The following is a 26983-nucleotide window of genomic DNA, read 5'->3' on the forward strand; positions in this document are numbered from 1 at the left end:
CACCGTGGGAGGGCGGAGGAGAGGGGGGAAGCACTGAGCGGCTGAGGCCGTGGGGGCGGCCTGAACGAGGGGGGGTGAGCGGGCGTGACCCCGGTCGGCGGCAGGGTCAGGAGGAAGGTACAGCGGGCCGGGCGCCGAGGGGACGGGGCCGGGAACCTTCCGGCCAACCGGGCCCGTGCGGTTGACGGGCCGGGGTGGAGCGTGCCACTTCGTGGGGCGGATGGGGGCCGAGAACAGAAGGATGGCGAGGTCATGACACTTTCGGTCCGCGACGCGGGTACCTACTGGCGCGTACGGCAGGGCCCCTGGAAGCTCGGGCGGTGGCGCACTTCCGTTGAGAAGAATGGCTGCTTTCCGTTTGTGCGTCGAAAGCTCTTGCGGCCCCAAGTGGCTTGGACCGGAGGGTGGTTCGTCCGTCGGGAGTGTCGCGGTCGCCGCTCCCTGAGCGCACATCCGGCCGTGACCAGGGTGAACGGCGCATCTCGGCGGAACGTCGGTCACCCCAACACCGGGTGGGGCGGATGCTGGAACCGCACCGGACGATCGATCCGGAATCGGACGCGTGGCGGATCGTACGGGTTCCGGCCACCGGCGGGCCGGGCCGCCGTGACGGTCACCACAGGCGGGCGGTCGCGGGGCGGCCGGGGGAGGGGCCCAGCGGCCACAAGGGGGCATCCCGGATGTTCTGCCGGGTTCGTCGAGGGCCGCGCACCGCAGGAGCGGACGTGCTCGGAGGATCCGGATGCTCGGTAGCGTGACCGTGTGCCGCATGGAGCGTCCATGAGTACGGCGAGGGCCGTCGGGAGGTTCCGGCGGAGAGTGGTGAGGCCGTGATGAGTGAACTGACGAAGCCCGAGGTCATCGTGCCCGAGGGGGATGCTCCCACCGAGCTGACGATTCGGGACCTGGTCGTGGGGGACGGGGCCGAGGCGAAGCCGGGCATGGTGGTCAGGGTCCACTACGTCGGGGTCGCTTTCGAGTCCGGGAAGGAGTTCGACACCTCCTGGGAGCGGGGCCAGCCGTTCAAGTTCGCCGTGGGCGGGGGCAGGGTCATCAAGGGCTGGGACCGGGGTGTGCGCGGAATGAGGGTCGGTGGCCGCCGCGAGATCGTCGTTCCCCCGCGCCTCGGCTACGGCAAGCAGTCGCCCTCGCCGTTGATCCCGGCGAACTCGACACTGGTCTTCGTGGTCGACCTGCTCTCGGTCTGAGCCAGGCCCGCTCCGTCGGCCAGGGCGGCACGAGTTGTCGGAGCCCCGGCCGACAGCGGCGCGGAGCCGTGCCGCGCACGCCGTAGTGGCCTCCCGCCGTGCGGTGGCCTCCCCGCCGTCAGGCGGACGCGGCCTCCCGTGTCGATCCCTCGAAGGGCGGATAGGTCTCCGCCCCCATCCGTTCGGCCGCGTCGATGTAGACGGTCAGGGCCTCCCGGGACCGGGCTATCCGCTCCAACTGCTCCTCCAGCCGCCGCAGTCGTGATCGCATCGCCGCCAGCAGGTCGGGACAGCCGACCAGTTCGGGCACCTCCCCCACGGCGCAGGGCAGCAAGTAGGCGATGTCCTCGGAGGACAGTCCGGCGCCGAGCAGATGCCGGATCTGCCGTACCCGCAGGACGGCGCTCTCGTCGTAGGCGCGGTAGCCGTTGGCCCCGCGCTCGGCCTCCAGGAGGCCCTGGGCCTCGTAATAGCGCAACTGGTGGGCGTGAACGCCCGTCCGGCGGCTGAGTTCCCCGATCCTCATGACATCCCTCGCTTGACCTTCACACCGGTATCAACGTTCACGATGCTGTCATGACCGACCGAACCACTTCCTCCGTCACCGTCCTCGGCCTCGGCCTGATGGGCCGTGCCCTCGCCGGTGCCTTCCTGGAGGCCGGACACCCCACCACCGTCTGGAACCGTACGGACTCCAAGGCCGCCGCCCTCGTCGCCGGGGGCGCCCGGCTCGCCCCCACCCCGGCCGACGCGCTCCGGCCGGACACCCTCACGATCCTCTGCCTCACCGACTACGGCGCCGTCCACGAGGTGCTCGGCGCGGACGGCGTCGACCTGCGCGGTACGACCCTGATCAACCTCACCTCCGGTTCCTCGGCGCAGGCCCGGGAGACCGCGCGCTGGGCCGAGGAGCGCGGCGCCCGGTACCTGGACGGCGCCGTCATGGCCGTTCCGTCCTCGATCGGAACCCCGGAGGCGACGGTCCTGCACAGCGGCCCCGAGGACCTCTTCGCCGCCCATGAGCCGACCCTCGCCACCCTCGGCACGGTCACCCACCTCGGCGACGACCCGGGACTCGCGTCGCTCTACGACGCGGCCGGTCTCACCATGATGTGGAGCGTCCTGAACGCCTGGCTGCAGGGCACCGCCCTCCTCCGGACGGCCGGTGTGGACGCCGCGACCTACGCGCCCTTCGCCCGGCAGATCGCCGTGGGCGTGGCCGACTGGCTGCCCGGGTACGCCGAGCAGATCGACAGCGGCACCTTCACCGCCGAGGTGTCGGCGCTGGAGACCGACGCGCGGGCCATGGCCCATCTGGTCGAGGAGAGCGAGGCGCTCGGCGTCGACGCGGAACTGCCGAAGCTGCTCAAGGCGATGGCGGACCGCGCGATCGCCGCCGGGCACGGCGGCGAGCAGTACCCGGTGCTGATCGAGGAGTTCACCCGGCCGAACGGGAACTGACCGGGCCCGGCGCGCTCCGGGAACCGTGCCGGAGCCGTACCCCGCCGGAGACCGGGCCCGGCCCGAGCCCGGTCCTGGGCTCGGGCCGAGTCCGACCGGACCCGCCGCGACCGTACCTTTCCGGGCAGGGCAGGGCAGGGCAGGGCAAGGAAGGACGGGATAGGACAAGACGGGATAGGACAGGACGGGACGGGACAGGTCCCCGACCCGCCCCGGCTCCTGGCCGGGCCCGCACCCCGGCCTCGCCCCGGTGCCCCGGGTGCCCTTCCCCACAGGGGTGGGAAGGGCACCCGGTTTCCCCCGGTGGCCGCAGTCCTGGTGCGGGCTCCGCCGGACCGGGTCACCATCGAAGGGACCTCGACGCCCCGGAGGAGACGGAGACGCCCATGGCGACTGGTTGGGACCCCCGCCCCTCGGACGACGTCGAGGGCGGTGAATGGCGGCCGGTCCTCGACGTGCCCCCACCGGGACCGCAGCGGCGCTGGACGGTCCTGCTGCGCTGGCTGCTGCTCCTGCCGCAGTTCGTCGTCGTGGTGGTGCTGTCCTTCCTCGCGTTCTTCGTGACGATCGCGGGCTGGTTCGCGGCCCTGGTCCTGGGCAGGCTGCCCGACCCGATCGCCTCGTTCCTCGGTGGGGTCCTCGTCTACCAGACGCGGGTCGCGGCGAGTGCCTTCCTGCTGGTGGACCGCTACCCGCCGTTCGCCTTCGACGCCCCCGACCATCCGGTCCAGATCGAACTCCGGGCCACCCCGCTCAACCGGCTCGCGGTGCTCTTCCGGCTCATCCTGATGATCCCGGCGGCGATCGTCAGCAACCTCGCCCAGAGCGGCTGGTTCGTGATCGGCTGGGTGTTCTGGCTGATCGGCATCGCCCTGGGCCGTCTGCCCGAGCCGGTCTACGGCGCCACGGCGGCCGTGGTCCGCTACCGGATGCGCTTCTCCGCCTACGCCATGATGCTGACGCCCGTGTACCCGAAGGGCCTCCTGGGCGACGCCCCCGGTCCGCTCGCGGAGCGGCCCGCGTCCGGCACCCGGCCGCTCGTCCTGGGCACGGCCGCCAAAGTGCTGGTCTGGCTCTTCCTGCTGCTCGGGCTCGCGGGCCATGTCACGTCCAGCACGGTGACGACCGACTCGGACGAGCACTACGAGTCCCGTACGACCGCCCCCGCCACCCGCTGAGCCCAGAGGCCCCCGGAGGGGCGTACGGTCCCCGGCGCGTCCGGCGAACCGTCAAGAGGGCACCACCGGTCAGCACCGCCCCGGAACCGGACATACCGTGCGACATGCCCGAACGGTCGAGGCGATGCCTGATAGTGATGGCCCTGTTGCAGAGGACAAGCAGAAGCACATGAGGTGCAACAGTGCCTCCGTCGTCTGCTCCGGCCATCCAAGCACCCGACCTAGGGACGCCCTTGAAGTTCTTACGCCAGGCAGCCGGACGCTCCGCCGTCCTCGCCACCGCCTTCGCCGCCACGCTCGCCACCACTCTGTTCGGCGCCTCCGCGTCGGCCGCGCCCGCCGCCGCGCCGCCCGCCGCCCCGGCGGCCGTCTCCACCGCGGGGCCCGTGAAGCTCTACATCAAGGGATTCGGCAGCGGGCCCCGGAACGTGGCTGAGCAGGCCGCCCGCGCCACCGGCCTGGAAGCCGCGGCAGCCCGCGGCTTCGACCCGTCCGAGTGCCGCGTCGCGGCGGGCCCGACCGTGGTCAACACGCTGCCCAACGGCTACGTCCAGGTCCACATCGAGTACCTGTGCACCGGCGAACCGAACGTCACCTCGCCGACCTTCGTCCTGTACCGCTACCACAAGTCCTCGGACACCCTCAGCACCCCCTGGGACGCCCCCGCCGGATACCAGCTCCAGGGCCCGCTGGGCACCCTCTACACCTCGGCGGCCCCGGGCACCACGCCGCTCTACCTCTGCCAGGTGCGCGGTGACCACTTCACCAGCACGGACGTCAACTGCGAGGGCCAGGCGTACGTGACCCGCCTCGGCTGGCTCCACACCAGCCCGCCGCCGGGCGTCTCCACGTTGCCGCTGCTCAGGTGCCTGCGCAACGAGAACCGCCAGATCTTCGAGTCCCACCAGCCCCATTGCGAGGGCCAGATCCACGGCGGGACGCTCGGACACCTGCTGCCCTGACCGTACGAGAGGCGCCCGTCCCGGCGAAGAGACCGGGGCGGGCGCCTCCGCGTGCCGACGCACGGACCCCCCGCGGGGAACCACGGGGACGCCGGGCACACTCTGCGTGGGAAGAAGCCCCGAGGGAAGCCCCGGCGGAAGCCCCCGAGGGAAGCCCCGGAAAAGCTCCGGCAGAAGGAAGGCACGCAGATGATCACGCTGACCAAGGAAGACGGGCCCGCGGACCTGGACGGGGTGACCCGTCTGTCCATCGGGGTGTCCTGGGACCCCACGGCGGGCAGCAGCGGCGGCGTACTGGGCCGGCTGCGCCGCAAGACCGGCACCGACCTCGACCTGATAGCCGTCGCCATGCAGGGCGGCGACCCCGTGCGGCTCGCCGGGCTCGACTCCCTCGACCCGATGGGGAACGGCGCGCTGGTCCACAGCGGCGACAACCAGACGGGGCACGGCGACGGCGACGACGAGACCGTGACCGTCGAGTTCGCCCGCGTCCCCGCCCACATCACCGCCATCGTCTTCGTCGCCGCCGCCTACAAGAAGGGCAGTTCCTTCCAGAAGGCGCGCAACATCAGCTTCAAGGTGTACGACGCCACCGGCGGCAGCTCCCAGCAGGTCGCCGACATCTGGCCCAGCCTGCTCACCCAGGACAACGGCTGCGCCGTGGCCAAGGCGCTGCGGGTGGGCGGCGGCTGGAAGCTCGAAGTGATCAACACCACCGGGAAGATCAAGCAGGGCGACGAGCACGCCCTGATGCGCTTCGCGGTCAGCAAGTAGCGGACCGGCGGGGGCGGGGACGATGAGTGGGATGCTCTACGGCGAACGGTCGCGCAATCCGTTCGCGCGGACGGTCGAACTGACCGGGGACCGGCTGCGCAGGGGCGGTACCAGTACGCCGCTGGACGTGCTGAACCTGGGGGCGATGGCGGAGGCGTACCGGCGCGGGCTGTGGCTCGGCGGCGGCGGTTCGGAACGGCCCCTGGGCCGGTTGCCGGAAGGGCCCGGTGTCGTCCCGGTCACCCGGGTGACCGGGACGGCCACGGCGGTGAAGGTACGGGACGCCGCCGCGTTCGCCCGTGAACTGGGGGAGCTGGCGGTACGGCTGAGCGGCGGTCCGGCCGGGGTGGCGGCGCTCGCGGACCGGGCGGCGGCCGAAGGCGTGCCGCTCTGGATGGCCCGGCGCCTCGCCGGAGGACCGGCCGGACCGGTGACCGTGGCGGTGGACCGGCGTCTGGCGCGCGTCGACGTGTGGGGGCCGCACGCCCCCGTCGTACGGATGCGGGCACCGTACGGCTTCCGGCCCGATGCGGCCGAGCCGTCCAGGGGGCTGCGCCTGACCGTCGGGGACGTCTCGGCCGACCTCGAACTCCACAAGAGGCTCCGGAAGTCCAGGAGTTCGGTGGAGGTGACGCTGTCCGGACAGCGGTGGTCGCTGCTGCGGGGGAGCGCGACCAGCTCGTGGCTGCTGCGCGACGAGCACCACGTCGCCCTTCTGAGCCGCCCCGCCCGGCGCCGGGCGGCCGGGCAGGACACGGCGCTCCTGCCGCTCGGACCGGTCCGGTACGAGAGCGACGACCCGCGCGACGCCGTCATGGCGCAGTTCTTCTCCGTCGCGTTCGGACTCGGGGACACGACGGGCCTGGCCCGGTTCCCGGCCCGGCGGCGCACCGGGGACGACGGGGGATCGGCCGTCACGGACTCCGACTGGGACTGTTCCTGGTACAGCAACCTCGGCACCGGTGGCGAGGACTGCGAGGCGGGCGGCGGCGACGGCTGGGGCTCGGACGGCGGCGACGCCGGGAACGCGGGCGGCGGCTCGGACGGCGGGGGCGGGGACGGCGGGGGAGGAGGCGGCGACTAGGAAGAATCCGGGCGGTCTCCCGTTCCCTCCCGCTCCGGGCGGCCTTTTCCGCTCCCTTCCGTCGTCCGGACGGCCTTTCTCCCGTCCTCCGTCGCCGGGAGAGCCCTTCTCCCGTCCCTCCGTCGTCCTCGTGACCTCCCGCTCCCGTCGTCCGGGTGGCGGCCTCTCGCCGCTTTCGTCACCCACCTGCGCCCTCTTTCGGACTTTCTTGGCCGAGATGCGGCGCGGGTGCTTCCGGAAGTGATCGACCGCGTATTTTCTACAGCTGTGTAGAGGCGCGGTGGTCGCGCCTGCTCGACGGCTGGAGGGCCTCATGGCTTCGATCGATCTCGACAAGGTGCTGGACAAGGCGTGGGCGGAGAAGAGCCTGCCCGAGATCCTGGCCGCCCCCGTCGCCGCGCTGAAGGGCGTCTCCGACCGGGACGGCGAGCTGCTCGATGAGGCGTTCGGAGTGAAGACCGTCGCCGATCTCGCGGACCTGAAGTTCGCCCGCTGGGCGCAGGCCCTCGCGGCCCTGGCCGCCGCGAAGTAGCCCCCGCCGCCCGCGTCGACCGCCCCGCCCGTACGGGCCGGGCGGTCGACGGCGTTTCCGCCCGACGGCGTTTCCGCCCGACGGCGTTTCCGCCCGACGGCGTTTCCGCCCGACGGCGTTTCCGCTCGGCCGGACAGTCGTCGGCCGGGGCCGTTCCGTGCGGCGCGGGGCAGGGTGTGCGGGTCGTGTTCGACGGCGGGCCCTTCGGCGGGCTCCGCGCCGTACGGCCGCACGGCCGGGCGCCATCCAGCAGGTGGCTCGCCCGTGCGGGCCGTCCGTGAGGGCCCGTTCCGCAGGTCGACGCCCCCGCCGTCCGCCGTCGCGCCCGTACGCGGAGGGGTCAACTCCGGTACGGATATGACCCGACGGGCCCATGAGTGGATCGGGCACGCACCGGCCGCCCCTATGCTTCTACAGGCATGTAGAGAGTCTGCGGTCTCCGGAGCCCCTCGTGCCGAACCACCCCACGTGACAAGAAGGAGTGAACGCCAGATGGTGTTCAAGCGTCTGCTCGGCTCGCTCGGCGTCGGCGGCCCCTCGGTGGACACCGTGCTCGACCCCGGCGCGGCGACGCCGGGCGGTGTCCTGAGCGGGCAGGTCCATCTGAAGGGCGGCGGAGCCGACTTCACGATCGAGCACATCACCCTGGAACTCGTGGCCCGGGTCGAGGCGGAGCACGAGGACGGCGAGTCCGAGGGCCTCGTCGTCTTCCACCGGCACGTCGTCGCCGGGAACTTCCGGCTCGCGGAGGAGGAGCACCGCAGCGTCCCCTTCTCCTTCCCGCTGCCCTGGGAGACCCCGATCACCGAGCTGTACGGGCAGGGCCTCGGCATCGTGCTGGGCGTCCGCACCGAACTCGGCGTCGCGGGCGCCCGCGACAAGGGCGACACGGACCCGCTGGCCGTCCGCCCCCTGCCCGCGCAGGAGGCCGTCCTGGAGGCCCTGGGCCAGCTGGGCCTCGGCTTCAAGTCCGCCGACCTGGAACTCGGCCACATCGGTGGCACCGGCCAGCAGCTGCCCTTCTACCAGGAGATCGAACTCACCCCGTCCCCCCGGTACGCGCACCAGGTCAACGAGATCGAGGTGACCTTCCTCGCCGGTCCCGCCGGACTCGAGGTCGTCCTGGAGGCCGACAAGCGCGGCGGCTTCCGCTCCGAGGGCCACGACGCCCTCACCCGCTTCACCGTCAGCCACCACGGCGTCGAGCGGGTCGACTGGAACGCCGAGGTGGACGACTGGCTGCGCAGGCTGGTGGAGCACCGCTCCTCGTACGGGAACCACGGCGCCTCGGGGCCCGGCGGCGCGCTCTTCGCGCAGGGCGGCCACGGCTCCCACGACGCGTACGGCCACGATCCGTACGGCGGCCACGCCCACAAGGGCGACCACGGACACGGTCACCACGACGGCGGCCACCGCTCGGGACCGGGCATGGGCACCGCCGTCGCCGCCGGTGCGGCGGGCCTGGCCGTGGGCGTCGTCGGCGGCATGGTGGCCGCCGAAGTCATCGACGAGGTGGGCGACTTCTTCGAGGGTGACGACGAGGGCGAGGGCGACGAGGGCGACGAGGACTGAGCCACCGGCTCCAGGTCTCCGGGGTGCGGTGCGGAACACCCCGGAGACCCCGGAGACCCCGGCGAGCCGCCCCGCCGGAGAACCTCACCGATCCGGCAGGGATACGGCCGGAGCCGCGCCCGGAGCGTCCCACCGGGGGCGTCGTCGCACCTGCCCGGCCCGATGTCCTCGGGAACGCGTCCGAAGGCACCGGGCCGCGCCGCCGGTCACATCCCGGGGGCGCCGGTCGTCTCCAGCCCGCCGTCGGCCAGCCGCAGCCATCGGTCCACCCCGATCTCGGCGAGGAACCGGTCGTCGTGACTGACCACCAGGAACGCGCCCCGGTACGACTGGAGCGCGCCCTCCAACTGGCCCACGCCGACCAGGTCGAGGTTGTTCGTCGGCTCGTCGAGGAGCAGCAGCTGGGGCGCCGGTTCGGCGCACAGGACGCAGGCCAGCGTGGCCCGCAGCCGCTCCCCGCCGGACAGCACACCGACGGGGAGGTGCGCCCGGGGGCCCCGGAAGAGGAACCGGGCGAGCAGGTTCATCCGCTCCGCGTCGGACCGCTCGGGCGCGAAGGCGGCGAAGTTCTCCGCCACGGTGCGGTCCGGGTCCAGCAGGTCCAGACGCTGGGAGAGATGGGCGATCCGGCCGTCGCCCCGCCTGACCATCCCTCCGTCCGGGGCGAGTTCACCGCTGACCAGCCGCATCAGGGTGGTCTTCCCGGAGCCGTTGGGCCCGGTGAGCGCGATGCGCTCGGGTCCGCGTACGGAGAGGTCGACACCGTCCCGCGTGAACAGGTCGCGGCCGTCGAGCCGGACCCGCATCCCCTCCCCGAGGAACAGGTCCCGGCCCGCGGGCACCTGGGTCTCGGGCAGGTCCAGTGAGATGCGCTGCTCGTCACGGAGCGCCCGTCCGGCCTCGTCCAGACGGGCCCTGGCCTCACCGACCCGGGACGCGTGCGTCTGCCCGGCGCGCCCGGCGGACTCCTGCGCGCCGCGCTTCATGTTCCCCGCGAAGATGCGGGGCAGCCCGGCGTTCTTCAGGTTGCGGGCGGCGTTGCTCGCGCGGCGATCGGCGCGTTCACGGGCCTGCTGGAGCTCGCGCTTCTCCCGCTTCAGGTCCTGTTCCGCGTTGCGCACGTTCTTCTCGGCGACCTCCTGCTCGGCGCGCACGGCCTCCTCGTACGAGGTGAAGTCGCCGCCGTGGAACCGCAGCCGGGAGGAGCCCAGTTCGGCGATGCCGTCCATGCGGTCGAGCAGGGCCCGGTCGTGGGCGACCACCAGGAGCAGCCCGGTGAAGTCGGCGAGCACGTCGTACAGCCGGTGCCGGGCGTCCCGGTCCAGGTTGTTGGTCGGCTCGTCGAGGAGCAGCACGTCGGGGCGGGCCAGGAGCCGCGCGGCGAGACCGAGGGAGACGATCTGGCCGCCGCTGAGGGTGTCGAGACGGCGGTCGAGGGCCATCCCCCCGAGCCCGAGGCGGTCGAGCTGGGCACGGGTCCGCTCCTCGATGTCCCAGTCGTCGCCGATGGTGGTGAAGTGCTCCTCGCCGACATCACCGGACTCGACGGCGTCGAGGGCGCGGATCACCGGGGCGATGCCCAGGACCTCGGCCACCGTGAGGTAACCGCTCAGGGGAAGGGTCTGCGGGAGGTAGCCGACGGTGCCGCCGGAGGACACCGAACCGGCGGACGGCCGCAGCTCACCGGCGATCAGCCTGAGCAGGGTGCTCTTGCCGGAGCCGTTGGGCGCGACGAGCCCGGTACGGCCGGAGGCCAGGGCGAAGGTCAGGTCGTGGAAGACGGGGGTGTCGTCGGGCCAGGAGAAGGACAGGCCGGAGCAGACGACGGAGACGTCGGACATGGAAGGACCTCGGGAGGGCTGGGGGCGGAGAGGGCTCCGCCCCGGGCAGACATGCGGAAGAGGGGTACGACGAGACGGGCCACTCCGCCTGCGCCCGGGGCGCCGCGGTGGCCGTCAGTTCCGGTTCTCACCCGGAGATGTCGTCGTCACCCGACATGTCTGCCGCTCCTCGCTACACGGTCAACGTCTCTTCGACCCTAACAGCGGCCTTCTCGGCCTGCCGGGATTTTCCGCCGGGCCGGAGGTGACCGGTGCCGATGATCGCGAAGTCGGTGCGGGCCGACGGGGACACCGTCCGGGATGTGATCCACCGGTTCGACGAGACCGCCCGGCCTGCTTCGACCCTCGGCGGGCGGGAGGGCCGTCCCGCCCGCTCCGTCCTGCGCGACGAGGACTTCGCCGTTCAGACGGCCACCCCTCGCCCGCCGGGGATCACGGGACAGCCCTTGGAACTCCTCACGAAACGATCTTCGTGGTGGTGGGATCGATTCGGGACCGGTGGCGGGAGTGTGGGGTGGCTCGGCCGAAGCCGTGGGAAGTCGATGACGGGTTGTGGTCGGCGGACGTGGAGCTCTGCACGGTCGCGGAGGTGGGGGAACCGCGTCAGGTGCTGCCGGACGTCTGGTTCCCCATGGAGAGCGAGGAGTTCTGGGCGAGGGAGTCCGATGCGCGGGCGGGCTTGTGGTGCGACGGGCACGCGGCCGAGCTCTCCGAGGGCGCGGACGGCCTCGTTCTCCTGCTCCCGCTCTGGGCGTCGATGCCGGACCGGCCGGTCGGGGGTGCCGAGGACGGCTTCACCGCGCTGGTCGGCGCGAGGTACGGATCGATCCACTGGGACCAGGTGATCCGGCCGACGGTGCCGGAGCACGGGTACGACGGGCGGGTCCATCACGAGGCGGTCACCCTCGTCTTCAACTGCGACCGACTCGTGCCCGCAACAGAGACAACAGGGCGGGCGAATCCTGTCGCGCGGGACACCCGGAGATCCGGTACCGGTGCGAAACGGACGTGGGGGAGCGGGAGCTGATCCGCGCTGCCCGCGAGCGTGAGTCGTCCTGGCAGCAGGTCGCCGACGCTCTCGGCCGGAGGCCGAGGCAGTCCGCCGAGGGCCGGGCGCTTCGGCTCAAGCGTGCGGCCGAAGGTCAAGGCAAGGACCGTGACGTCGCCGAACAGCGCCTGGAGAGGGCCCTGTAGCGGGCCGCTGACGCGTGGTGCTCGGCTCACGAGGACCGGATCCGCTGCGCTGATGAGCGGCTCTTCGGCACCGCAGTCGCCTGGGACCTCGGGGGCTACGCCCAGATCCTCGTGCGGAGCTCGCTCCGCTTTGTCGGGGCTCACCTTGCCGCTGGCAGCGCCGAGCCCGTGCTGCTCGACTCCCTGACGTGCGTGCGGATCTGCCTCGCGCCGCCCGGCAAGGAGGTGCTCGTCCTGGCGTGCCTCCATGCCCGCCCGGCCGGCCTGGTCGGCCTGGTCGGCCACCTCGCCCCGTCCGAAATGTCTGCCAGGAGCGCAGATTTCATGAAAGTTGGATGAGAATTTATGATCATCACGTGTGCACACTTTAACGAGGTCTGTGCATGTCATCCATTTTTGAAGGAACATCACACTTGAAGCCCGATATGTACAGATCCAGCGACATACCCAGACCGGAAAGGACGTCCGACCCGGACGGCGACGCCGTCTCCCGCGCACGCCGGTCCGGACCGCGCCGCGGCGCGGTCGCCTCCCTGGCTGCCCTCACCCTGGTCGCCAACTCCGCGATCGTCTTCCAGGCAACCGGAGCCGTCGCCGCGGAGCGGGCAGTGCCTGTGACGGCTCCCGCCGCGAAGCTCGGTCCCGCCGAAGCGCGGGACGCGGCCACCGCGCACCTGCTGGCGCGGCTGCAGAACCGCACGATCGAGATCCTCGACGAGCGCACCGACTCGACCAGTTCGTACGCGCTGGCCGACGGCAGCACGGCGGTCACCTCCTACACCGGTCCGATCCGCGTCAAGGACGCCGACGGCGCCTGGCAGGCCGTGGACACGGACCTGGTCGACACCGGCGAGGGCATCCGGCCCAAGGCGGCCGCCGCCGAGGTGGCGCTGTCCGACGGTGGCACCGGCGAGCCGCTGGTCCAGGTCAAGCGCGGCAAGCACGCACTGGGCATCGGCTGGTCCGGCAAGCTGCCCGAGCCGGAGCTGGACGGCGCGACCGCGACGTACCGCAACGCCGTCTCCGGTGGCGGAGACCTCGTGGTCACCGCGCTCAAGGAGGGCTTCTCGCACTCCGTCGTCCTGCACGAGCCGCCCGAGGGACCGGTGGAGTACCGGATTCCGGTCGAGGCGACCGGTCTGGAGCTCAGCGAGACCGCGGACAAGCGGATGCGCTGGCTGGACGCCAAGGGCACGGCCAAGGCCACCGCACCGGCCCCCGTGATGTGGGACTCCTCCTTCGACCGGGCCTCCGGCGACGCGGCGCACATCGCGCCGGTCGAGGTCGAGATCGAGGCGGACAAGGACGGCAAGGGCCAGGTCCTGGTCCTCAAGCCGGACCTGAAGTTCCTGAACGACCCCAAACTGACCTACCCGGTGACGGTCGACCCGACGGACTCCCTGATGGGGCCGGTCACCGACACCTGGATCCAGTACGACGACTACCTCACCTCGCAGCGCGGCTCGACCGAGCTGAAGGCGGGTACGTACGACGGCGCCGAGAAGGCCCGCTCCTTCCTGCTGTTCAACACGAACAAGTACAAGGGCAAGGTCGTCACGAGCGCGAGCCTGCGCCTCTACTCGTACTACTCCTCGACCTGCAACACCACCAACTCGGGCAACGAGGTCCGCCGGATCACCGCGGCTTGGGACCCCTCCGGCATCAACTGGAGCAACCAGCCCGCGACCACCGCGACCGGTGCCGTGGTGAACAAGTCGGCCAAGGGCTACAGCTCCAGCTGCCCGGCCGGCCACGTCTCCTGGGACGTCAAGCCGATCGTGCAGGCGTGGGCCGACGGGCAGGCCAACCACGGCGTGCGGATCGCGGCCGTCAACGAGTCCGACGCCCTGACCTGGCGCCGCTACCACTCGGCCAACCAGACCGACGGCTCGCACAACGCCACCCACGAGCCCTCGCTGACCGTCACGTACAACACCAAGCCGGGCGCGGCCGTTCCGGTCTCGCCGCTGACGGGTGCCGCGAGCAACGACACCACGCCCACCCTGACCGGCAAGGCCGTCGACGCCGACGGCAACACCGTCCAGCTCACCTACGAGATCTGGACCGCCAACGGCACCGCCGCCCTCCAGACGGGCAAGTCGGCCTTCACCGCCTCCGGCGCCCACGCTCCCTGGACGCCCACGACCGCGCTGGCCCAGGGCACGTACAAGTGGCGCGCCGCGGTCTACGACGGGACCACCTGGAACGGCACCTGGTCGGCCTGGCAGACCTTCACGGTCGACACCACCAAGCCCGGTGCCACCACGGTCTCCTCCACCGACTTCCCGGCCGGCCAGTGGTCGGGGAGCCCCGACGGCAACGGCAACTTCTCCGGCTCCTTCACCCTCAGGCCGCCCGCCGCCGATGTGAAGGAAATCCAGTACAAGCTGGACTCCGGCGACTGGACATCCGCCGCCACCACCGGTACGGCCGTCACCCGGCAGCTGGTCTTCAAGGCCGGCCCGCACACGCTCACCACCCGCACCCGGGACACGGCGGGCAACCTCTCCGCCGAAACCGCCTACTCCTTCAGCGCCGGCTCGGGCGCGGCCCTGACCTCTCCCGCGGACGGCGACCGGCCGGCCCGCCGCGTCGTGCTCACCTCCGAGGGACGCACCGGCTACACCGGGGTGCGCTACCAGTACCGCCACGGCGAGACGGACTCCTGGAAGGACGTGCCGACGGCGAACGTGCGGCGCAGCTCCGACGGCGGTGCCGTCGGTGCCTGGCCGTTCGCGGTGACCGGCGGCAAGCCCGCCTCGCTGTACTGGAACATCACCGAGACGCTGGCCAACGACGGCCCGGTACACATCCGGGCGGTCTTCGCCCAGGGCTCCACGACCGACGCCTCCCCGGAGGCCGAGGTCACCCTCGACCGCAACGCGGGTGCGGCTCCGACGGCCCAGATCGGTCCCGGGTCGGTGAACCTCCTCACCGGTGACTTCCGGCTCGGCGCCAAGGACGTCTCCGCCTTCGAGGTCGCGGTCAACCGCACCGCCTCCTCCCGCCCCAACCCGGACCGGGGCGAAGGCCACATGGACATCTTCGGCCCCGGCTGGCTGTCCTCCGTCAGCGCCCAGACCTCCGGCAGCGGCTACACCCACCTGCGCCGGACCACGGCGACCTCCGTGGAGGTGCTGGACGCCAACGGCGACGCGACCGCTTTCACCGCCAAGTCCGGCGGCGGCTGGGAGGCCGAGCCCGGCGCGGGAACGCTCACCCTGACCGGTTCGCTCACGGGGAACTCCTTCACGCTGAAGGACACCGACGGGAGCGTCAGCGTCTTCACCAAGACGGGCTCCGGAGCCACCACCTGGACCCTGGCAACCTCCTCGGCGGCCGTGGACGAGTCGACGGTCACCGTCGTGTCGGAACCGGTCGTCCAGGGCGGCAAGACGCTGGCCCGTCCGAAGTATCTGATCTCCCCGGCGCCGGCCGTCCCGGCGGCGACCTGCCAGAGCGCACCGGCCACCAAGGGCTGCCGCGTCGTGGAGTTCGTCTACGCCACGGCGACCACGGCGACCGGCCACACCACGGCGGCGGACTTCGGCGACTTCAGCGGGCAGGTCAAGGAGATCAAGCTGTGGGCCACCGACCCCGGTGCCTCCGCGACCCGCTCCGAGGCCCTGTCGGTCTACCGCTACGACGCGGCCGGGCGGCTGCGCCAGCAGTGGAACCCGCACTACTCCCAGGGCACCCAGGTCCAGTACTCCTACGACTCGGCCAACCGGATCACCTGGCTGATGGCGGGCTCCGACCAGCCGTGGGACCTCCACTACGGCAAGGCCGGATCCTCCCTCACCGCCGGTGAGGGCATGTTCCTGAAGGCGACCCGCCCGACCCTCAAGCAGGGCACGCACAACACCGTCGAAGGCACCGCGACGACCACCGTCGTGTACGACGTCCCGCTCACCGGAGCCAAGGCCCCCCACCAGATGAACCCGGCGACCGTCGGTGCGTGGGCCCAGGACGAGGTGCCCACGGACGCCACAGCGGTCTTCGGCCCCGACTCCACCCCCGCCTCCTCGACGGGAGCGGACCTGACGGCCGACGCCTACGGCCGGGCCGCCCTGACCTATGCCGACGCCAACGGCCGCGAGACCAACACCAGCGACGGCGGCGCCTTGAGCGCCACCGAGTTCGACCGGTACGGCAATGCCGTCAGCCAGCTCGACCCGGCCAACCGCGAACTCGCCCTGGGCCGCGGCCCGGACGCCGAACCGCGGCTCGACGCACTGGGACTGACCGGTCTGACCACGGCGGACCGCGCGGAGCGACTGTCGTCCACCACGGAGTACTCCGAGGACGGCCAGCGCGTCACACACTCCTACGGGCCGCTCCACCACGTCGTCCTCGCCGAAGGACTCGCCGCCTCCGGCAGCAACCCCGCACTGCCCGCGGGCGCACTCGTCCCGGCCCGCGCGCACACCGCGTACGCGCACGACGAAGGCCGCCCGTCCGACGCCGCTGTCTCGGGTGTCCCCACCTCGACGTCCTTCGGCGCGAGCATCGAGGGCTACGCCCAGGACGCCGACGTCAGGAAGACGGTGACGACCTACGACTGGTCCACCGGCGAGGAGGTGGTCACCAAGGACCCGGCCGGCAAGCAGCTGGGCGCGGTCCGCTCCGCCTACCGGGCGGACGGCAAGCTCGCCTCCACCAGCCTCCCGCTGTCCAACGGCACCGACGCGGGCACGCTGACCTACACCTACTGGACCGCCGACGGTACCGGTGAGTGCGCGGGCCGTCCCGAGTGGGCCGGGCTGCTCTGCGGGACGGCACCGGCCGGTCCCGTCGCCGACGGCGGCGACCAGCCGAACGAGCTGATGACCACCCGCTACCGGTACAACCGGTGGGGCGGGGTCAGCGTGACGACCGAGACGGCGAACGGAGTCACCCGTACCCGTACGGTCGTCTACGACGACGCGGGACGCCGTGTGAAGTCCTCGATCACCGGGGGCCTCGGCACTCCGGTCCCGGACACCACGATCACCTTCGACACCGACACGAGCAGGACCCTCACCCAGTCCACCGGCGGGAGGACGGTGACCCACGGCTACGACTCCCTGGGCCGCCAGATCTCGTACCAGGACGGCTCCGGCAACACCACGCGGACGGAGTACGACCTGCTCGACCGGCCGGTGAGGTCCACGGACTCCAGCGGCGCGCACACCGTCTTCGGCTACTCGGCCGACGGCGACCTGAGCAGCCTGACCGACTCTGCCGCGGGCACCTTCACCGCGAAGTACACCGCGGAAGGCACCCTCGTCTCGCAGACCCTCCCCGGCGGCTACCACCTGAAGGTCACCACCGACTCGCTGGGCCGCACGACGGAGCGCGAGTACACCGACGCCGACGGCGTCACCGTCCTCTCGGACGTGGCGCAGTACGACATCAGCGGGCGGCTGCTGGGCCGCAGCCAGACCGACGGCACCTCGGTGTCGACGAGCTACGGCTTCGACTCCCTCGGCCGCCTGGAACGAGCTGCGGACACCACCGTCGAGGGCTGCTCCGTGCGGACCTACGCCTTCGACGGCAACCGCAACCGGACCTCGAAGTCGGTCACGGACGACGACTGCGAGGCGTCCACCGAGGACGCGGTGACACGGCAGACGGCGTACGCGTACGACAGCGCAGACCGGCTGACCGGCTCCGGCCGGACGTACGACGCCCTCGGTCGCACCACCGCGAAGGACGGCGTGCAGCTGTCGTACTTCACCGGCGACGGACTGCGCGGCGAGACCGTGGACGGACTGCGCCGGACATGGGACCTCGACGGCATCGGCAGGACGGCCGTGGCCACCACCCAGGCCCTGGGTGAAGGCGGCGCCTGGACCACCACCGGCACCGTGACGCAGCACTACGGCGACGAGTCCTCTTCTCCCGACTGGGAGGAGCACAGCGACGGCACCAGGACCCGGTTCGTCAACGACATCGCGGGCGCGCTCGGGGCCACGACCTCCGACGGCGGCGTGGTGCTCCAGCTGTCGAACGTGCGCGGGGACATCTCGGTCCGTCTCGACCTGGCCGACCTCTCGCGTTCGGCCGTGCAGCGCTACGACGAGTTCGGGGTCCCGGCCGGCGAGACCGGTTCCACCCGCTACGGCTGGATGGGCGCGTCGCAGGTCTCCAGCGACACCCTGAGCGGCCTCGTGCTCACCGAGGCGCGCGCCTACGAGCCGGGCACCGGCCGTTTCCTGCAGGTCGACCAGGAGTACACCGGCGGCTCCAACGCGTACGTGTACTGCGGTGGCGACCCTGTCGGGTGCCGTGACTCCAGCGGTCTGGCGAGCTACTACCTGTACTACGACCTGGGTAGGACGGGTGCCTCCGACAAGCAGGTGTTCTCGTACTGGAAGAAGAACTTCAAGGCGATCTTCCCCATCCCCGGGCGCCCCAACAAGATCACGCACGAGGGGCAGAAGTTCACCCTCAAGCCGTCGATCCTGGGCATCAAGAAGGACTTCCCGGTCAAGGTCAACAGCATCGGGAAGAGCTACCTCCAGCTCGGCGCGCGGTTCGGGCACCCGGACTGGCCGGGCGGCTGGGTCGGCTTCGACCTGTACAAGTCCAAGGGCAAGATGAAGCTGGAGGTCCGCGGAAAGCTCGGCGGTATCGCGGCCATCTGCAACCGGACCTGCAACAAGAAGGCGGCCAAGAAGTACTGGGACAAGCTCGGTGCCAACCTCCGGAAGGTGGTCCGCACGAAGTTCTAGGACCTCCGGTCACACAGAACTCTGAACGTGTTCAATAATTGAGCACGCGAGGGCCGTGTCCCCGTCGGGGGCACGGCCCTCCGCACACCGAGAACACCGCGAAGGACGACTCCATGAGCAACCCGGTCACCCCGACCACCACAGGTTCCCGCGGCGGGACTTGGAGCAGGGCCCGGCTCATCGCCGTCGGCTACCCGGGGCTCACACTCGCCGTCGCCCTGGCCAACGAGATCGCCGGACACCCCTCGGCCCTCGACACGACGATGACGCTGATCTCCTTCCCCGGCGCCGTCCTGGTCCTGGTCGCCCTGGTCTACCCGCTGGCCCTGCTGCTCGGCGACGGCTCCGGCACGGAGGAGACCGGGTTCAGCATCCTCACCCCGGTGTTCCACGGCGCCGGGGCACTGGTCAACGTCCTGATCGTGTGGGGTGTCATCGCCCTCGTACGCCACTTCAGGAATGAGGCCCGCGACAGCCGGGGCCGCTGAGCCGGCCCACGGCACGGCCTCGGACCGGTACCGTCCGTGTTCCCAGCGATGAGGCCACCGGGGCGGCGATCGCCGTCGAGGCGAGGCGGTGCCTGGCCGCGCCTTCCGCATCGGTCACCGCACCCCGCCGGTGGGCGAGCGGCTGAGCCGTCGCTCAGATGCCGGGGCCGTCGCCTGCCCTGAGGCGGCGGTACTCGCCGGGCGTCATGCCGTACGCCGTTCGGAAGGACCGGCTGAACTGGGCTCCGGTGAAGCACCAGCGCGCGGCGATGGTCTGGATGGACAGGTTGTCCCAGCGCGGGTCGGCGAGTTCGGCCCTGGCCCGCAGCAGCCGCCGCTGGCGGATCAGCGTTCCGACGGTGACATCCTCGGCCCTGAAGACACGGTGCAGGTAGCTGGTGGAGATGTGGTGCGCGGCGGCGATCAGGGCTGGGGACAGGTCGGGATCGCCCAGGTGCTGCTCGACGAAGGCCCTGACCCGCAGGACGGTCGTCTCCCGGTGGACGTGAGGCGGCAGCGCGCTCTCGTCGTCCGTGACCTGTCCCAGGACGGTCGCGGTGAGACCGGCCACGACCTCGCCCAGCCGGGGCCCGTCCGCGAGACGGTACTCCGGCAGGTCCCGTATGAGCCTGCGGAGCGTGTGCGACAGCAGGGCGCCGACGCCCTGGTCGTCCGGGACGGGCAGCCCCACGGCGCGGTCCGCGAGCCGCCGGGGCAGGGGCAGTACGGCCTTGGGCACCTCGACGCCGATCATCATGATCCGGCCCCGCTCGGCCCAGGAACGGATCTCGACGGGACGTGAGGAGTCGCTGGTGTGGAAGGTTCCGGGGCTGGTCCTCAGCGTCCTGTGCCGCCAGTCGGCGATGCCGCTGCCGCGCAGCATCAGGGTCAGGTGGTAGCTCTCCGGGTCGGACCGCCGGATGAGCTCACTCGTGCGACGGAACGTCACCGGCGGGAAGACCGCGGGCCACACCGTCACCTCGCCCAGCGTGACGACGTGCTGACGTGCCAGGAAGTCGTCGGCGCGCTCGCTGGAGAGTGTCATGGGGGCGTGCGTGCCGCTCAGGAGCTCACGCCAGTGGGCGAAGCGGTCCCGTGCGGGGAGGTGGCCGTTGGCGTACTTCGCCACGGGGAGAGAAGGGGGCCGGGGGGACTCTGCCGGGGCAGGCAACCCATGAGACATGTGTGGTCCTTTCCTGCCGGGGCGACGGGGTGATGGGGGTGACGCGCGGCGCACCCCTCACGCCGCTCGGGCGCGGGTGGCCTCCCTCGTCGCGTCACGAGGGAACGAGTCCACTGTGGTGCAAGGATCGTGCCACTCACGGCCAATGACAAGGCCGGTCCGCACGGCGATGCTGAGGACGACGATCGCACGGACGGGTGCGATCGTGGCTGGGCCGGGCGCACCCGGCCCGTCACCCCCTCCGCCGGACACGTGTGGAGCCCCGGGCCCACGGCGACCGACGTCGGAGTGCTGCGGCAGACGTGCGACCTGCGGGGAGGTACGCCGCTCCCTCGCTCGTCGAGCAATCGATCCCGCACATCGGTCACACAACCAGAGGTGGAACATGAAGTCGTCGCTGATCACGTCTGTCCTGGGCGCCGGGCTGCTCCTGGGGGCCACGGCCGTCGCGGTTCCGGCGCGGGCGGACACCGCGGGGGAGCCGCGCGGCCACTGCGTGGTGGACCTCTCCGCCAGCGGCACGACGTGCTTCGGCACCGTCCGTGAGGCGATCAGCCACGCGACCCACGGCCAGGTCACCGACGCGCCGCTCACCGCCCGCGCCGCGTTAACGGACAGGACGCTCACGGCGAAGCTGGAGGGTCCGCAGAGCGCCGGACAGGGACTCGCGGTGGCCTACGTCCTGTCCATCGAGTACCGCTACCCGAACAAGGACGGGGAGACCATCACGTTCACCGGCCCCCAGCCCTGCGTGGAGGACGGGCAGCGCGACTACCTGGTGAACGACGTCAGGGACCGGGACCCCTGGTGGAACGACCGGATCTCGTCGTTCCAGGGCTACAACACCTGCGACGTCAACCACTACGAGCACACGGTGGCCAACGGTGGCGACACCACCGGCCCTCGGCGGTCCATGAACGACATGGGCGCCATGAACAACAGGACCACCGGACTCACCTGGGGGTGATCCGGTCTCCCCCGGCTGCCGTGGAGGCGGGGGTGCGGGAAGCCACGCGGCCTCCCGCACCAGGCCCTGCGGGAGAGCGCCACGGGCCCGTTCACCCCGGGACCGTGGGACGCTCGGAAGCCCGGCCCCCCACGTGGGGAGGGGGCCGGGCTACGAGTGCGTCATGGCGTCCGGAACGTCCCCGCGCCACTCGGACCGGGTGCAGGGACCGACGGCCGTGACCGGCTCGGCAGGGGCAATCCCCAGCGGACGCCATCCTTCTCCCTCCGTCCCCGATAGTCACCGGCGGATGACGGTCACTGCCCCCTCGCGTCGCGGCGAGCGCCGTGACCACGACAGAGGATCGTGGTCGGATACGGAGACGTGAACCCACCGGTCAAGACGGGGATCCACTCGCTCCGCTCATACCCTCGGCCTCGACCGGCCGGCCGGGGTGGACGACCGGCGGATCATCAACGGGATGGTGTACAGGATCCGTACGGGCCCGCCGTGGCGTGACCTGCCCGACCGATGTGGGCCGTGGCAGACGATCAGTCAGCCTCGGCTGCGGGTCATGGACATCAGCAGTGCGTGGGTCTCGTCATCGGCGGCGACCACGAGTCCGCGGCCTGCCTCACCGATCGGGCCACCGTCGATCCCGGTGACGGTGCAGCCGGCTGCTCGGCACAAAGCGATACCGGCCGCGAAGTGCACGCTTCTGGAGAGGTCACCGCCATCGGTGATGTACGCGGCGCGCTTGCCTGCGGCCACCCAGGCCAGTGCCAGGGTCGTGGATACGACGCGCGGCCGGAAACTCTCGACGAACTCGGGGTGGGCCAGCAGATCCACGGCCCGGAACCCGGGCGCGCTCGGGAACGGCGGGTCCAGGTTGACGTCCACCAGCCGGGTGGCGGCCGTGGGCGTCAGGAGGGCGTCGTCGGCCCCGTCCCGCCTCACCCGGGCGGCCTCTCCGTCGGTGAAGTACACCTCGCCGCCGAACGGGTCGGCCACGGCCGCCGCACCCTCGCGCAGCGCCACGTTGACGGCCACCAGCATGTTGCCGACGGCGTAGTTCAGCGTTCCGCACAGGGGATCCACCAACCACTGGCGCGTCGCGTGGACGACGCCCCGCTGCCCGCCTTCCTCCCCGAGGACCGCGTCATCGGGCCGTGCGGCACGGATGACGCCGAGGATCGCCCTCTCGGCCTCCACATCGGCGGTGGTGGCAAAGTCCCCCGCACCCTTGTCGATCCGGTCGAGCCGTTGGCCGTACATGGCGCGGACTACGTCCGCGCCCGCCCGCACCCCGGCCATCGCGACCGCGGCGTCGTCGGAACTCGCGTATGAGTCGATCACGCCCCGCAGACCATCGAGGCCATGGCCACCGTCCCGAACCTTCCGGCCGGGGCACCAGCAAGGTCACGCCGGGTCATGCCGGTCGGGGCCGGGCCATGTCGGGCCGGGCCATCTCGGGTGTGATCGAACCGGGTCGTACCGGTCCACGACGGGCAGGGTGCCGGGCCGTCCGGCATCCGGGACCAGGTCGGGCGGGCGGCGGTCCTACGCTGGGCCGATGACGGACCACGAGGAACCACCGCACGCCCCGCGCACGGAAGAGACGGAAGCGCCAGGCGGAGGAGGGGCACTGCCCGGCGCCCTGCGCGTCGCGGGGCTCGTGCTGAGCCGTACGCCGAGCCCTCCGCATCTGGCCTGCTGGACCGGCTCCCGGCCGGAGTCGACGGGCGGCGGACCGGCGGCGATCAGCGTGGTGACCGAACCGCCCGCGCCGCCCGGCGAGGCCACCCTCCGCCTCGCCCACGACGTGGTGGACCGGTTCGACGCCCTGGTGGCCGAGGCGCGGCGGTACTGCCGCACCCGGCTCGGGGAAGAGCGCTTCGGGCTCACCGCCGAGGAAGTCGCCCTGCTGGACCTGCCGGACCTTCCCCTGGGCGGTCCCGAGGCGACGGTGTGGGCCGACGGGTCCTGGGCCGTTCTCTTCACCGAGAGCCGATTCCGGCTCGGGGACCCCTACGGAATCCTCGTGACCTTCGACGGAACCAGCCCGGTCGACGTCGAAGGAGTCGGCGACGAGGAATGAACCGGGATGCCCGGCCCTCCCGGGACCGGATGCCCCGACCACCCACCGGGCCAAGGCGTTCCGGCCTTCCCGGGACCCGGAGCGGTGGCCCGGCCAGGATCCGGGACGGCCGCCTCCCGCACCTGAGGGGCCGCCTCCCCGCACCTGAGGCAGCGGCAGAGCCGTTCGGCTCCTGCCCGCGAACTCGGCTTCATCGCAAGACGATCGAGGACGAAAGCGTATATGCGTACCTAATCGGGAGGCGCGAGGCGGCGGCGAGCGTCTACCCTGCCGGGCATGATCGACTGGAACACCATCGAAGCCGCCGACTGTGCCGTGCCCGCCGACCGGGCCATGGACGACCTCGTCGGCGAACTGTCCCGCGCCCTGGCGGACCCCGACCCGCTGGTCCGGGACGGCGCGCCCTACACCGTCCTGGCGACCTGGATAGACCGGGGGACGATCGGGGCGTCCCGGCGGCTCGAACTGGGCGACGAGATGGCCGCCCGGTTCGGCGACCCGAGGACCGAGGCCCGTACCTTCGCGCCGCTCGTGCTCGACATGCTGGTGGCGGCGGGGGACCTGAGGGCCGGGTGGGTGGACGCGTTCGAGCGCTGGTACCCGGCGGAGCTGGATCTGCGCGGCCACGACGGGACGCTCGGCTGGCTGCACGCGGTGGCGCACGGCGCCGACCTGCTGTCCCGCCTCGGCCGCCACCCCGAGGTGGCGCCCGTACGGATGCTGGAGCTGGCCGCCGCACGGCTGACGGCGCCCACCGACCACGTCTACGACCAGCTGGAGGACGACCGCCTGGCGCGGGCCGTCGCCCTGGTCCTGACCCGTACCGATCTGAGCGAAGCCGACTCGACCGGCTGGCTGGAGCCGATCGCGGAACGCTTCGGGTCCGACCGCATCAGCACCCCGGTGCCCGCCCACATCAGCAACTGCCTGCGCACCCTGCGGTTGCTCCACGTCCTCGCCGACCGGGGCGTGCGCCCCACCAGCGACCTGCCCGCCGAACCCCTGCACCACCGCGAGGCGGTCAAGTCCGCCGTCGCCGACGTCCTCGACCGGATCGTCAGGCGCTGACCGACGGCGCTCCCCGGCGGACGTGCGCGCGCGGTCCCCGCCCTCAGGGCCGGTGCCCGCGCCCGGCCCTGTGGCTCCGGCGGCGGCGACGGGGACGTCTGCGGGCGCGGCCGACGGCGGCGATGACGAGCCCCGCGCACAGACTGCCGAGGAACTCCGGCAGCGCGGAGAAGACGATGTCCATCATGTCGGTGGTGCGGGCGCGCCGGAGGAGCCCGGTCGCGCGCCGACGTCCGTTCCTGGGCGTGGGGCTGGGCGACGCACCCCCGGGCCCACGGGTGCGGGTCGTCGTCAGGAGCGGTGCGTATCGGTGAGGAAACCGGTCCAGTCGACGGGGGAGGGGCCGAGGGAGCCCGTGGGGAGGAGCAGTCCCGAGGGGCCGTGCCGGGAGGCCGCCGCCCCTCCTTCCGGTTGCTCCGGCGCGTCGGCGGCGGGGAGCGCGGCGAGGAGCGTCAGCAGGATCAGGGCCGACTGTCCGGACAGGATCCGCGCCGCCTCGACGAGCCGTGGCGACCGGTCGGCGGGCAGGGACAGGGCGACGCAGGCGGGCTGCCCTTCGAGGGCCACCGGAACCGCCACGCACACCTCGCGCCGCGAGTACTCCAGGACGTCGAACTGGCTGGCGTGCGGGCCGTGGCCGTCCAGGGCGCGGAACAGCGCGGCGGGATCCGTGATGGTCCGCTCCGTCAGGGCGTACGGCCGGTACCGCGCCAGGTGGTCCATCCGGCCCTCGAAGTCGAGCTGGGCCATCAGGCTCTTGCCGTTCGCGCTGGCGTGGGCGGCCTCCTTCAGATCGACCCACTGGGTGATCGCCGGAGTGCCGGGGCCGTCCGAGCAGTGCTGGATGTCGATCTCCCCGTCGGTGTACCGCGCGTAGTAGACGGCCGCGCCCGTGGTGTCCCGCAGATCGTCGAGCAGCCGGGTGAGGGCGTCGTGGCGCAGGACCGGATCGCCCGCGGGAACGGGGGAGAAGAGCGGCCCGACGGTGTACGAGCCGTCGCGGAGGCGGCTGAGCAGGTGGTGCGCGCACAGCCAGCCGAGGAGTCGGCCGAGGCCGACTCCGCCGAGCCCCGCCGCCGAGGCGATCCCGGCCGGGGGAAGGGGGGCGCGGGCGCCCCGGACGGCGTGCAGGACGTCCAGTACCCGCATCGCCTCCCTCCACCGGTCCGGTGCCTCGGGCACCTGCTGGGCGAGCGCGGTCAGGGTCGTGTGCCGCAGGGGCCGTACGGAGAAGGCGGTGTTCCCGCCGGTCGGCGGGGCGTCCCCGCCCGTCCGTGGCCCGTGCGCGGCGGGTCCTTCGGCCGCCCGGCCGTCCTGCTTCGCGCGCGGTGCCGCCATCGGGTGCGGGACCATCCAGTCCCCGGGGGCCGCCTTCCCGCGCCGGGGGGCCAGCGCGAAGACCTCCTTGGCGAGGCCCGGGGTGGCGAGCGGCACCGTGCCGAGGTCCTCGTGCTCGTACGGAACCGTCCACCGGCGGGCCCGCGCGAGCGTCTGCCGCAGCAGCGGGGACGGGGGGCGGGTCGGGTCGCCCGCGAGGGCGCCCGGAGCGTCGGCGCCGCCGGGACGACGGGCCCACACGGCCGCGTCCTGGTACTCCCCGCGCCGGGAATGGTCGAGGAACAGGCAGTGGACGGCCGGGTCCACTTCGGCCCCGGCCGCCAACTGCCACCAGAACGTGGCCCCTTCACCGTCACCTGCGAGATGCAGCACACAGGCGAAGACGAGCGCGCCGCCGGGATCGGCCGCCGCGTACTCGGCGAACGCGGCGAGCGAGGAACCGGCCGTACGGGACAGGACGACCGCGGCGCACAGGGCGTCCAGTCGGCGCAGGGCCTCGTCGGCGTCGAGCGGATGCCGCCCGGGGTGACTGTCCGTGACGGGCCCGGTGGCCGGTTCCGACGGCTCGTCGGCGGTTTCGGCACCGGGTGCGGACGGGAGGCCGGCGGCGTGTGCCAGGAGCCGCGCGCGGGAGGCCGCGAGGTCGGGCCGCTGCCCGGGGACCTCGGACGAGGCCGTGGCGAGGACGTCCTCCACGGACCGGAAGACCTCGCTGTGCTCGCTCATGAGCAGGCCCTTCGGTGGTCCGGGCGGCTGCCCGGCAGGTCGAGTGTCCGCCCGAGGCGGGGGAGCGCCCGGCTGATGTGCGACCGGACCGTGGCCTCGTTGATGCCCAGCACCTCGGCCACCACGGAGGTCGGCTGGTCCAGCAGGAAATAGAGGGTGATCACGTCCCGCTGCCGCTCGGGCAGCCGGTGGACGGCGTTGCGCACGGAGATCCGCAGGGCCAGCGCGTCGAAGGCGTCGTGCGCCCCGGCGCGTTCGTCGAGCAGGCTCCACAGGGTCGGGTCGTCGACCGGGAGGGCGGTCCTCCGGCGTCTGCGCCCCTGGTCGACGAGGCGTCTCTTCAGCACGGTCCAGGCGTGGGCGGTCGGATTCTCCCGCGCCGCCACCTTCGGCCACCGGTACATCAGCTCCGCGAAGGTGGTGTCCACGGCCGCCTCCGCGAGCTCGTCGGACCGCAGGTCGTACCGTGCGAACCTGACGAATCTGTCGTACAGCCGGGCGTGGAACTCCCAGTACCCGGCGGGGCACCCGTCCGTGGGGAGGGGCGGCCGGGGCGGCCCGGTGGCGCCCGGCTCCTCCGTGCCGACGTCGCTCACGGGAGCACCTCTGCGTCC

The 26983-nt window shown here is 72.3% G+C and carries 21 protein-coding genes; 14 read left to right on the forward strand and 7 right to left on the reverse strand.

What is annotated here, in order from left to right; translation table 11 throughout:
- The first annotated feature begins 833 nt into the window (after window positions 1-833).
- A complete protein-coding gene (locus ACIO92_RS26070; RefSeq protein WP_366443325.1) occupies window positions 834-1208 on the forward strand; it encodes an FKBP-type peptidyl-prolyl cis-trans isomerase in 375 nt (124 codons plus the stop codon).
- 118 nt (window positions 1209-1326) lie between these two features.
- On the opposite strand, the gene ACIO92_RS26075 is transcribed toward ACIO92_RS26070, so the two are convergent.
- On the reverse strand, window positions 1327-1734 hold the full coding sequence (locus ACIO92_RS26075; protein ID WP_366443326.1) for a MerR family transcriptional regulator: 408 nt from the start codon (window positions 1732-1734) through the stop codon (window positions 1327-1329).
- 50 nt (window positions 1735-1784) lie between these two features.
- On the opposite strand from ACIO92_RS26075, the gene ACIO92_RS26080 reads away from it, so the two are divergent.
- From ACIO92_RS26080 to ACIO92_RS26110, 7 genes are all read left to right on the forward strand, one after another.
- Complete coding sequence (locus tag ACIO92_RS26080) at window positions 1785-2669, forward strand: NAD(P)-binding domain-containing protein (protein ID WP_366443327.1); 885 nt, start codon at window positions 1785-1787, stop codon at window positions 2667-2669.
- 386 nt (window positions 2670-3055) lie between these two features.
- Window positions 3056-3847: a DUF4389 domain-containing protein gene (locus tag ACIO92_RS26085; RefSeq protein WP_401239399.1), complete on the forward strand. Its 792-nt coding sequence runs from the start codon at window positions 3056-3058 to the stop codon at window positions 3845-3847.
- Window positions 3848-4080: 233 nt separating this feature from the next.
- The gene (locus tag ACIO92_RS26090; RefSeq protein ID WP_366443329.1) at window positions 4081-4809 is read left to right on the forward strand and encodes a hypothetical protein; all 729 of its coding nucleotides are present in this window, start codon (window positions 4081-4083) and stop codon (window positions 4807-4809) included.
- 189 nt (window positions 4810-4998) lie between these two features.
- Window positions 4999-5583, forward strand: a complete 585-nt coding sequence (locus ACIO92_RS26095; RefSeq protein WP_366443330.1) for a TerD family protein — start codon at window positions 4999-5001, stop codon at window positions 5581-5583.
- Window positions 5584-5614: 31 nt separating this feature from the next.
- A complete protein-coding gene (locus ACIO92_RS26100; RefSeq protein ID WP_402283112.1) occupies window positions 5615-6667 on the forward strand; it encodes a hypothetical protein in 1053 nt (350 codons plus the stop codon).
- Window positions 6668-6980: 313 nt separating this feature from the next.
- A complete protein-coding gene (locus ACIO92_RS26105; protein WP_351784244.1) occupies window positions 6981-7199 on the forward strand; it encodes a hypothetical protein in 219 nt (72 codons plus the stop codon).
- Between the two features lie 492 nt (window positions 7200-7691).
- Window positions 7692-8771, forward strand: a complete 1080-nt coding sequence (locus ACIO92_RS26110) for a sporulation protein (protein ID WP_402059267.1) — start codon at window positions 7692-7694, stop codon at window positions 8769-8771.
- Window positions 8772-8977: 206 nt separating this feature from the next.
- On the opposite strand, the gene ACIO92_RS26115 is transcribed toward ACIO92_RS26110, so the two are convergent.
- Window positions 8978-10612 (reverse strand): ABC-F family ATP-binding cassette domain-containing protein, encoded by a 1635-nt coding sequence (locus ACIO92_RS26115; protein ID WP_402283110.1) that lies wholly within the window; start codon window positions 10610-10612, stop codon window positions 8978-8980.
- A gap of 589 nt (window positions 10613-11201) precedes the next feature.
- On the opposite strand from ACIO92_RS26115, the gene ACIO92_RS26120 reads away from it, so the two are divergent.
- The 3 genes from ACIO92_RS26120 (at window position 11202) to ACIO92_RS26130 (ending at window position 19010) form a co-directional block, all read left to right on the forward strand.
- Window positions 11202-11639: a hypothetical protein gene (locus ACIO92_RS26120; protein ID WP_402059264.1), complete on the forward strand. Its 438-nt coding sequence runs from the start codon at window positions 11202-11204 to the stop codon at window positions 11637-11639.
- Between the two features lie 592 nt (window positions 11640-12231).
- On the forward strand, window positions 12232-18522 hold the full coding sequence (locus tag ACIO92_RS26125; RefSeq protein ID WP_402059262.1) for a DNRLRE domain-containing protein: 6291 nt from the start codon (window positions 12232-12234) through the stop codon (window positions 18520-18522).
- A 113-nt stretch (window positions 18523-18635) separates the two neighbouring features.
- A complete protein-coding gene (locus ACIO92_RS26130) occupies window positions 18636-19010 on the forward strand; it encodes a hypothetical protein (protein ID WP_366443335.1) in 375 nt (124 codons plus the stop codon).
- A gap of 154 nt (window positions 19011-19164) precedes the next feature.
- Here ACIO92_RS26130 and ACIO92_RS26135 read toward each other — a convergent pair whose 3' ends face one another.
- The gene (locus tag ACIO92_RS26135) at window positions 19165-20139 is read right to left on the reverse strand and encodes a helix-turn-helix domain-containing protein (RefSeq protein ID WP_402283105.1); all 975 of its coding nucleotides are present in this window, start codon (window positions 20137-20139) and stop codon (window positions 19165-19167) included.
- Window positions 20140-20578: 439 nt separating this feature from the next.
- Here ACIO92_RS26135 and ACIO92_RS26140 point away from each other — a divergent pair, with 439 nt between their 5' ends.
- A complete protein-coding gene (locus ACIO92_RS26140) occupies window positions 20579-21160 on the forward strand; it encodes a hypothetical protein (protein ID WP_402283103.1) in 582 nt (193 codons plus the stop codon).
- Between the two features lie 534 nt (window positions 21161-21694).
- Here the strand turns inward: ACIO92_RS26140 and ACIO92_RS26145 are convergent.
- Window positions 21695-22495 carry an inositol monophosphatase family protein gene (locus tag ACIO92_RS26145; protein WP_402059257.1) on the reverse strand — a complete coding sequence of 267 codons (801 nt, stop codon included), beginning with the start codon at window positions 22493-22495 and terminating at the stop codon, window positions 21695-21697.
- 217 nt (window positions 22496-22712) lie between these two features.
- On the opposite strand from ACIO92_RS26145, the gene ACIO92_RS26150 reads away from it, so the two are divergent.
- Window positions 22713-23237 (forward strand): hypothetical protein, encoded by a 525-nt coding sequence (locus tag ACIO92_RS26150; RefSeq protein ID WP_366443339.1) that lies wholly within the window; start codon window positions 22713-22715, stop codon window positions 23235-23237.
- Window positions 23238-23513: 276 nt separating this feature from the next.
- The gene (locus ACIO92_RS26155) at window positions 23514-24305 is read left to right on the forward strand and encodes a DUF2785 domain-containing protein (protein ID WP_366443340.1); all 792 of its coding nucleotides are present in this window, start codon (window positions 23514-23516) and stop codon (window positions 24303-24305) included.
- 43 nt (window positions 24306-24348) lie between these two features.
- Here ACIO92_RS26155 and ACIO92_RS26160 read toward each other — a convergent pair whose 3' ends face one another.
- From ACIO92_RS26160 to ACIO92_RS26170, 3 genes are all read right to left on the reverse strand, one after another.
- Entirely contained in the window at window positions 24349-24492 is a 144-nt protein-coding gene (locus ACIO92_RS26160; protein ID WP_401239430.1) for a hypothetical protein, read from the reverse strand.
- A 104-nt stretch (window positions 24493-24596) separates the two neighbouring features.
- Window positions 24597-26369, reverse strand: coding sequence for an IclR family transcriptional regulator C-terminal domain-containing protein (locus ACIO92_RS26165; protein ID WP_366443342.1), 1773 nt, complete (start codon window positions 26367-26369; stop codon window positions 24597-24599).
- Window positions 26366-26965 (reverse strand): sigma-70 family RNA polymerase sigma factor, encoded by a 600-nt coding sequence (locus ACIO92_RS26170; RefSeq protein WP_366443343.1) that lies wholly within the window; start codon window positions 26963-26965, stop codon window positions 26366-26368. Before ACIO92_RS26170 ends, ACIO92_RS26165 begins: the two co-directional genes overlap by 4 nt.
- Between the last annotated feature and the right edge of the window lie 18 nt (window positions 26966-26983).

Origin of the sequence: Streptomyces sp. NPDC087215 (assembly GCF_044744885.1) — a bacterium.
Lineage (GTDB): Bacteria > Actinomycetota > Actinomycetes > Streptomycetales > Streptomycetaceae > Streptomyces.

Coding starts and splice junctions, on each gene's coding strand:
- ACIO92_RS26110 (WP_402059267.1), top strand. CDS start 7,692: ATGGTGTTCAAGCGTCTGCTCGGCTCGCTCGGCGTCGGCGGCCCCTCG.
- ACIO92_RS26130 (WP_366443335.1), top strand. CDS start 18,636: ATGAGCAACCCGGTCACCCCGACCACCACAGGTTCCCGCGGCGGGACT.
- ACIO92_RS26100 (WP_402283112.1), top strand. CDS start 5,615: ATGCTCTACGGCGAACGGTCGCGCAATCCGTTCGCGCGGACGGTCGAA.
- ACIO92_RS26080 (WP_366443327.1), top strand. CDS start 1,785: ATGACCGACCGAACCACTTCCTCCGTCACCGTCCTCGGCCTCGGCCTG.
- ACIO92_RS26085 (WP_401239399.1), top strand. CDS start 3,056: ATGGCGACTGGTTGGGACCCCCGCCCCTCGGACGACGTCGAGGGCGGT.
- ACIO92_RS26070 (WP_366443325.1), top strand. CDS start 834: ATGAGTGAACTGACGAAGCCCGAGGTCATCGTGCCCGAGGGGGATGCT.
- ACIO92_RS26105 (WP_351784244.1), top strand. CDS start 6,981: ATGGCTTCGATCGATCTCGACAAGGTGCTGGACAAGGCGTGGGCGGAG.
- ACIO92_RS26125 (WP_402059262.1), top strand. CDS start 12,232: ATGTACAGATCCAGCGACATACCCAGACCGGAAAGGACGTCCGACCCG.
- ACIO92_RS26095 (WP_366443330.1), top strand. CDS start 4,999: ATGATCACGCTGACCAAGGAAGACGGGCCCGCGGACCTGGACGGGGTG.
- ACIO92_RS26150 (WP_366443339.1), top strand. CDS start 22,713: ATGACGGACCACGAGGAACCACCGCACGCCCCGCGCACGGAAGAGACG.
- ACIO92_RS26115 (WP_402283110.1), bottom strand. CDS start 10,612: ATGTCCGACGTCTCCGTCGTCTGCTCCGGCCTGTCCTTCTCCTGGCCC.
- ACIO92_RS26075 (WP_366443326.1), bottom strand. CDS start 1,734: ATGAGGATCGGGGAACTCAGCCGCCGGACGGGCGTTCACGCCCACCAG.
- ACIO92_RS26160 (WP_401239430.1), bottom strand. CDS start 24,492: ATGATGGACATCGTCTTCTCCGCGCTGCCGGAGTTCCTCGGCAGTCTG.
- ACIO92_RS26155 (WP_366443340.1), top strand. CDS start 23,514: ATGATCGACTGGAACACCATCGAAGCCGCCGACTGTGCCGTGCCCGCC.
- ACIO92_RS26165 (WP_366443342.1), bottom strand. CDS start 26,369: ATGAGCGAGCACAGCGAGGTCTTCCGGTCCGTGGAGGACGTCCTCGCC.
- ACIO92_RS26140 (WP_402283103.1), top strand. CDS start 20,579: ATGAAGTCGTCGCTGATCACGTCTGTCCTGGGCGCCGGGCTGCTCCTG.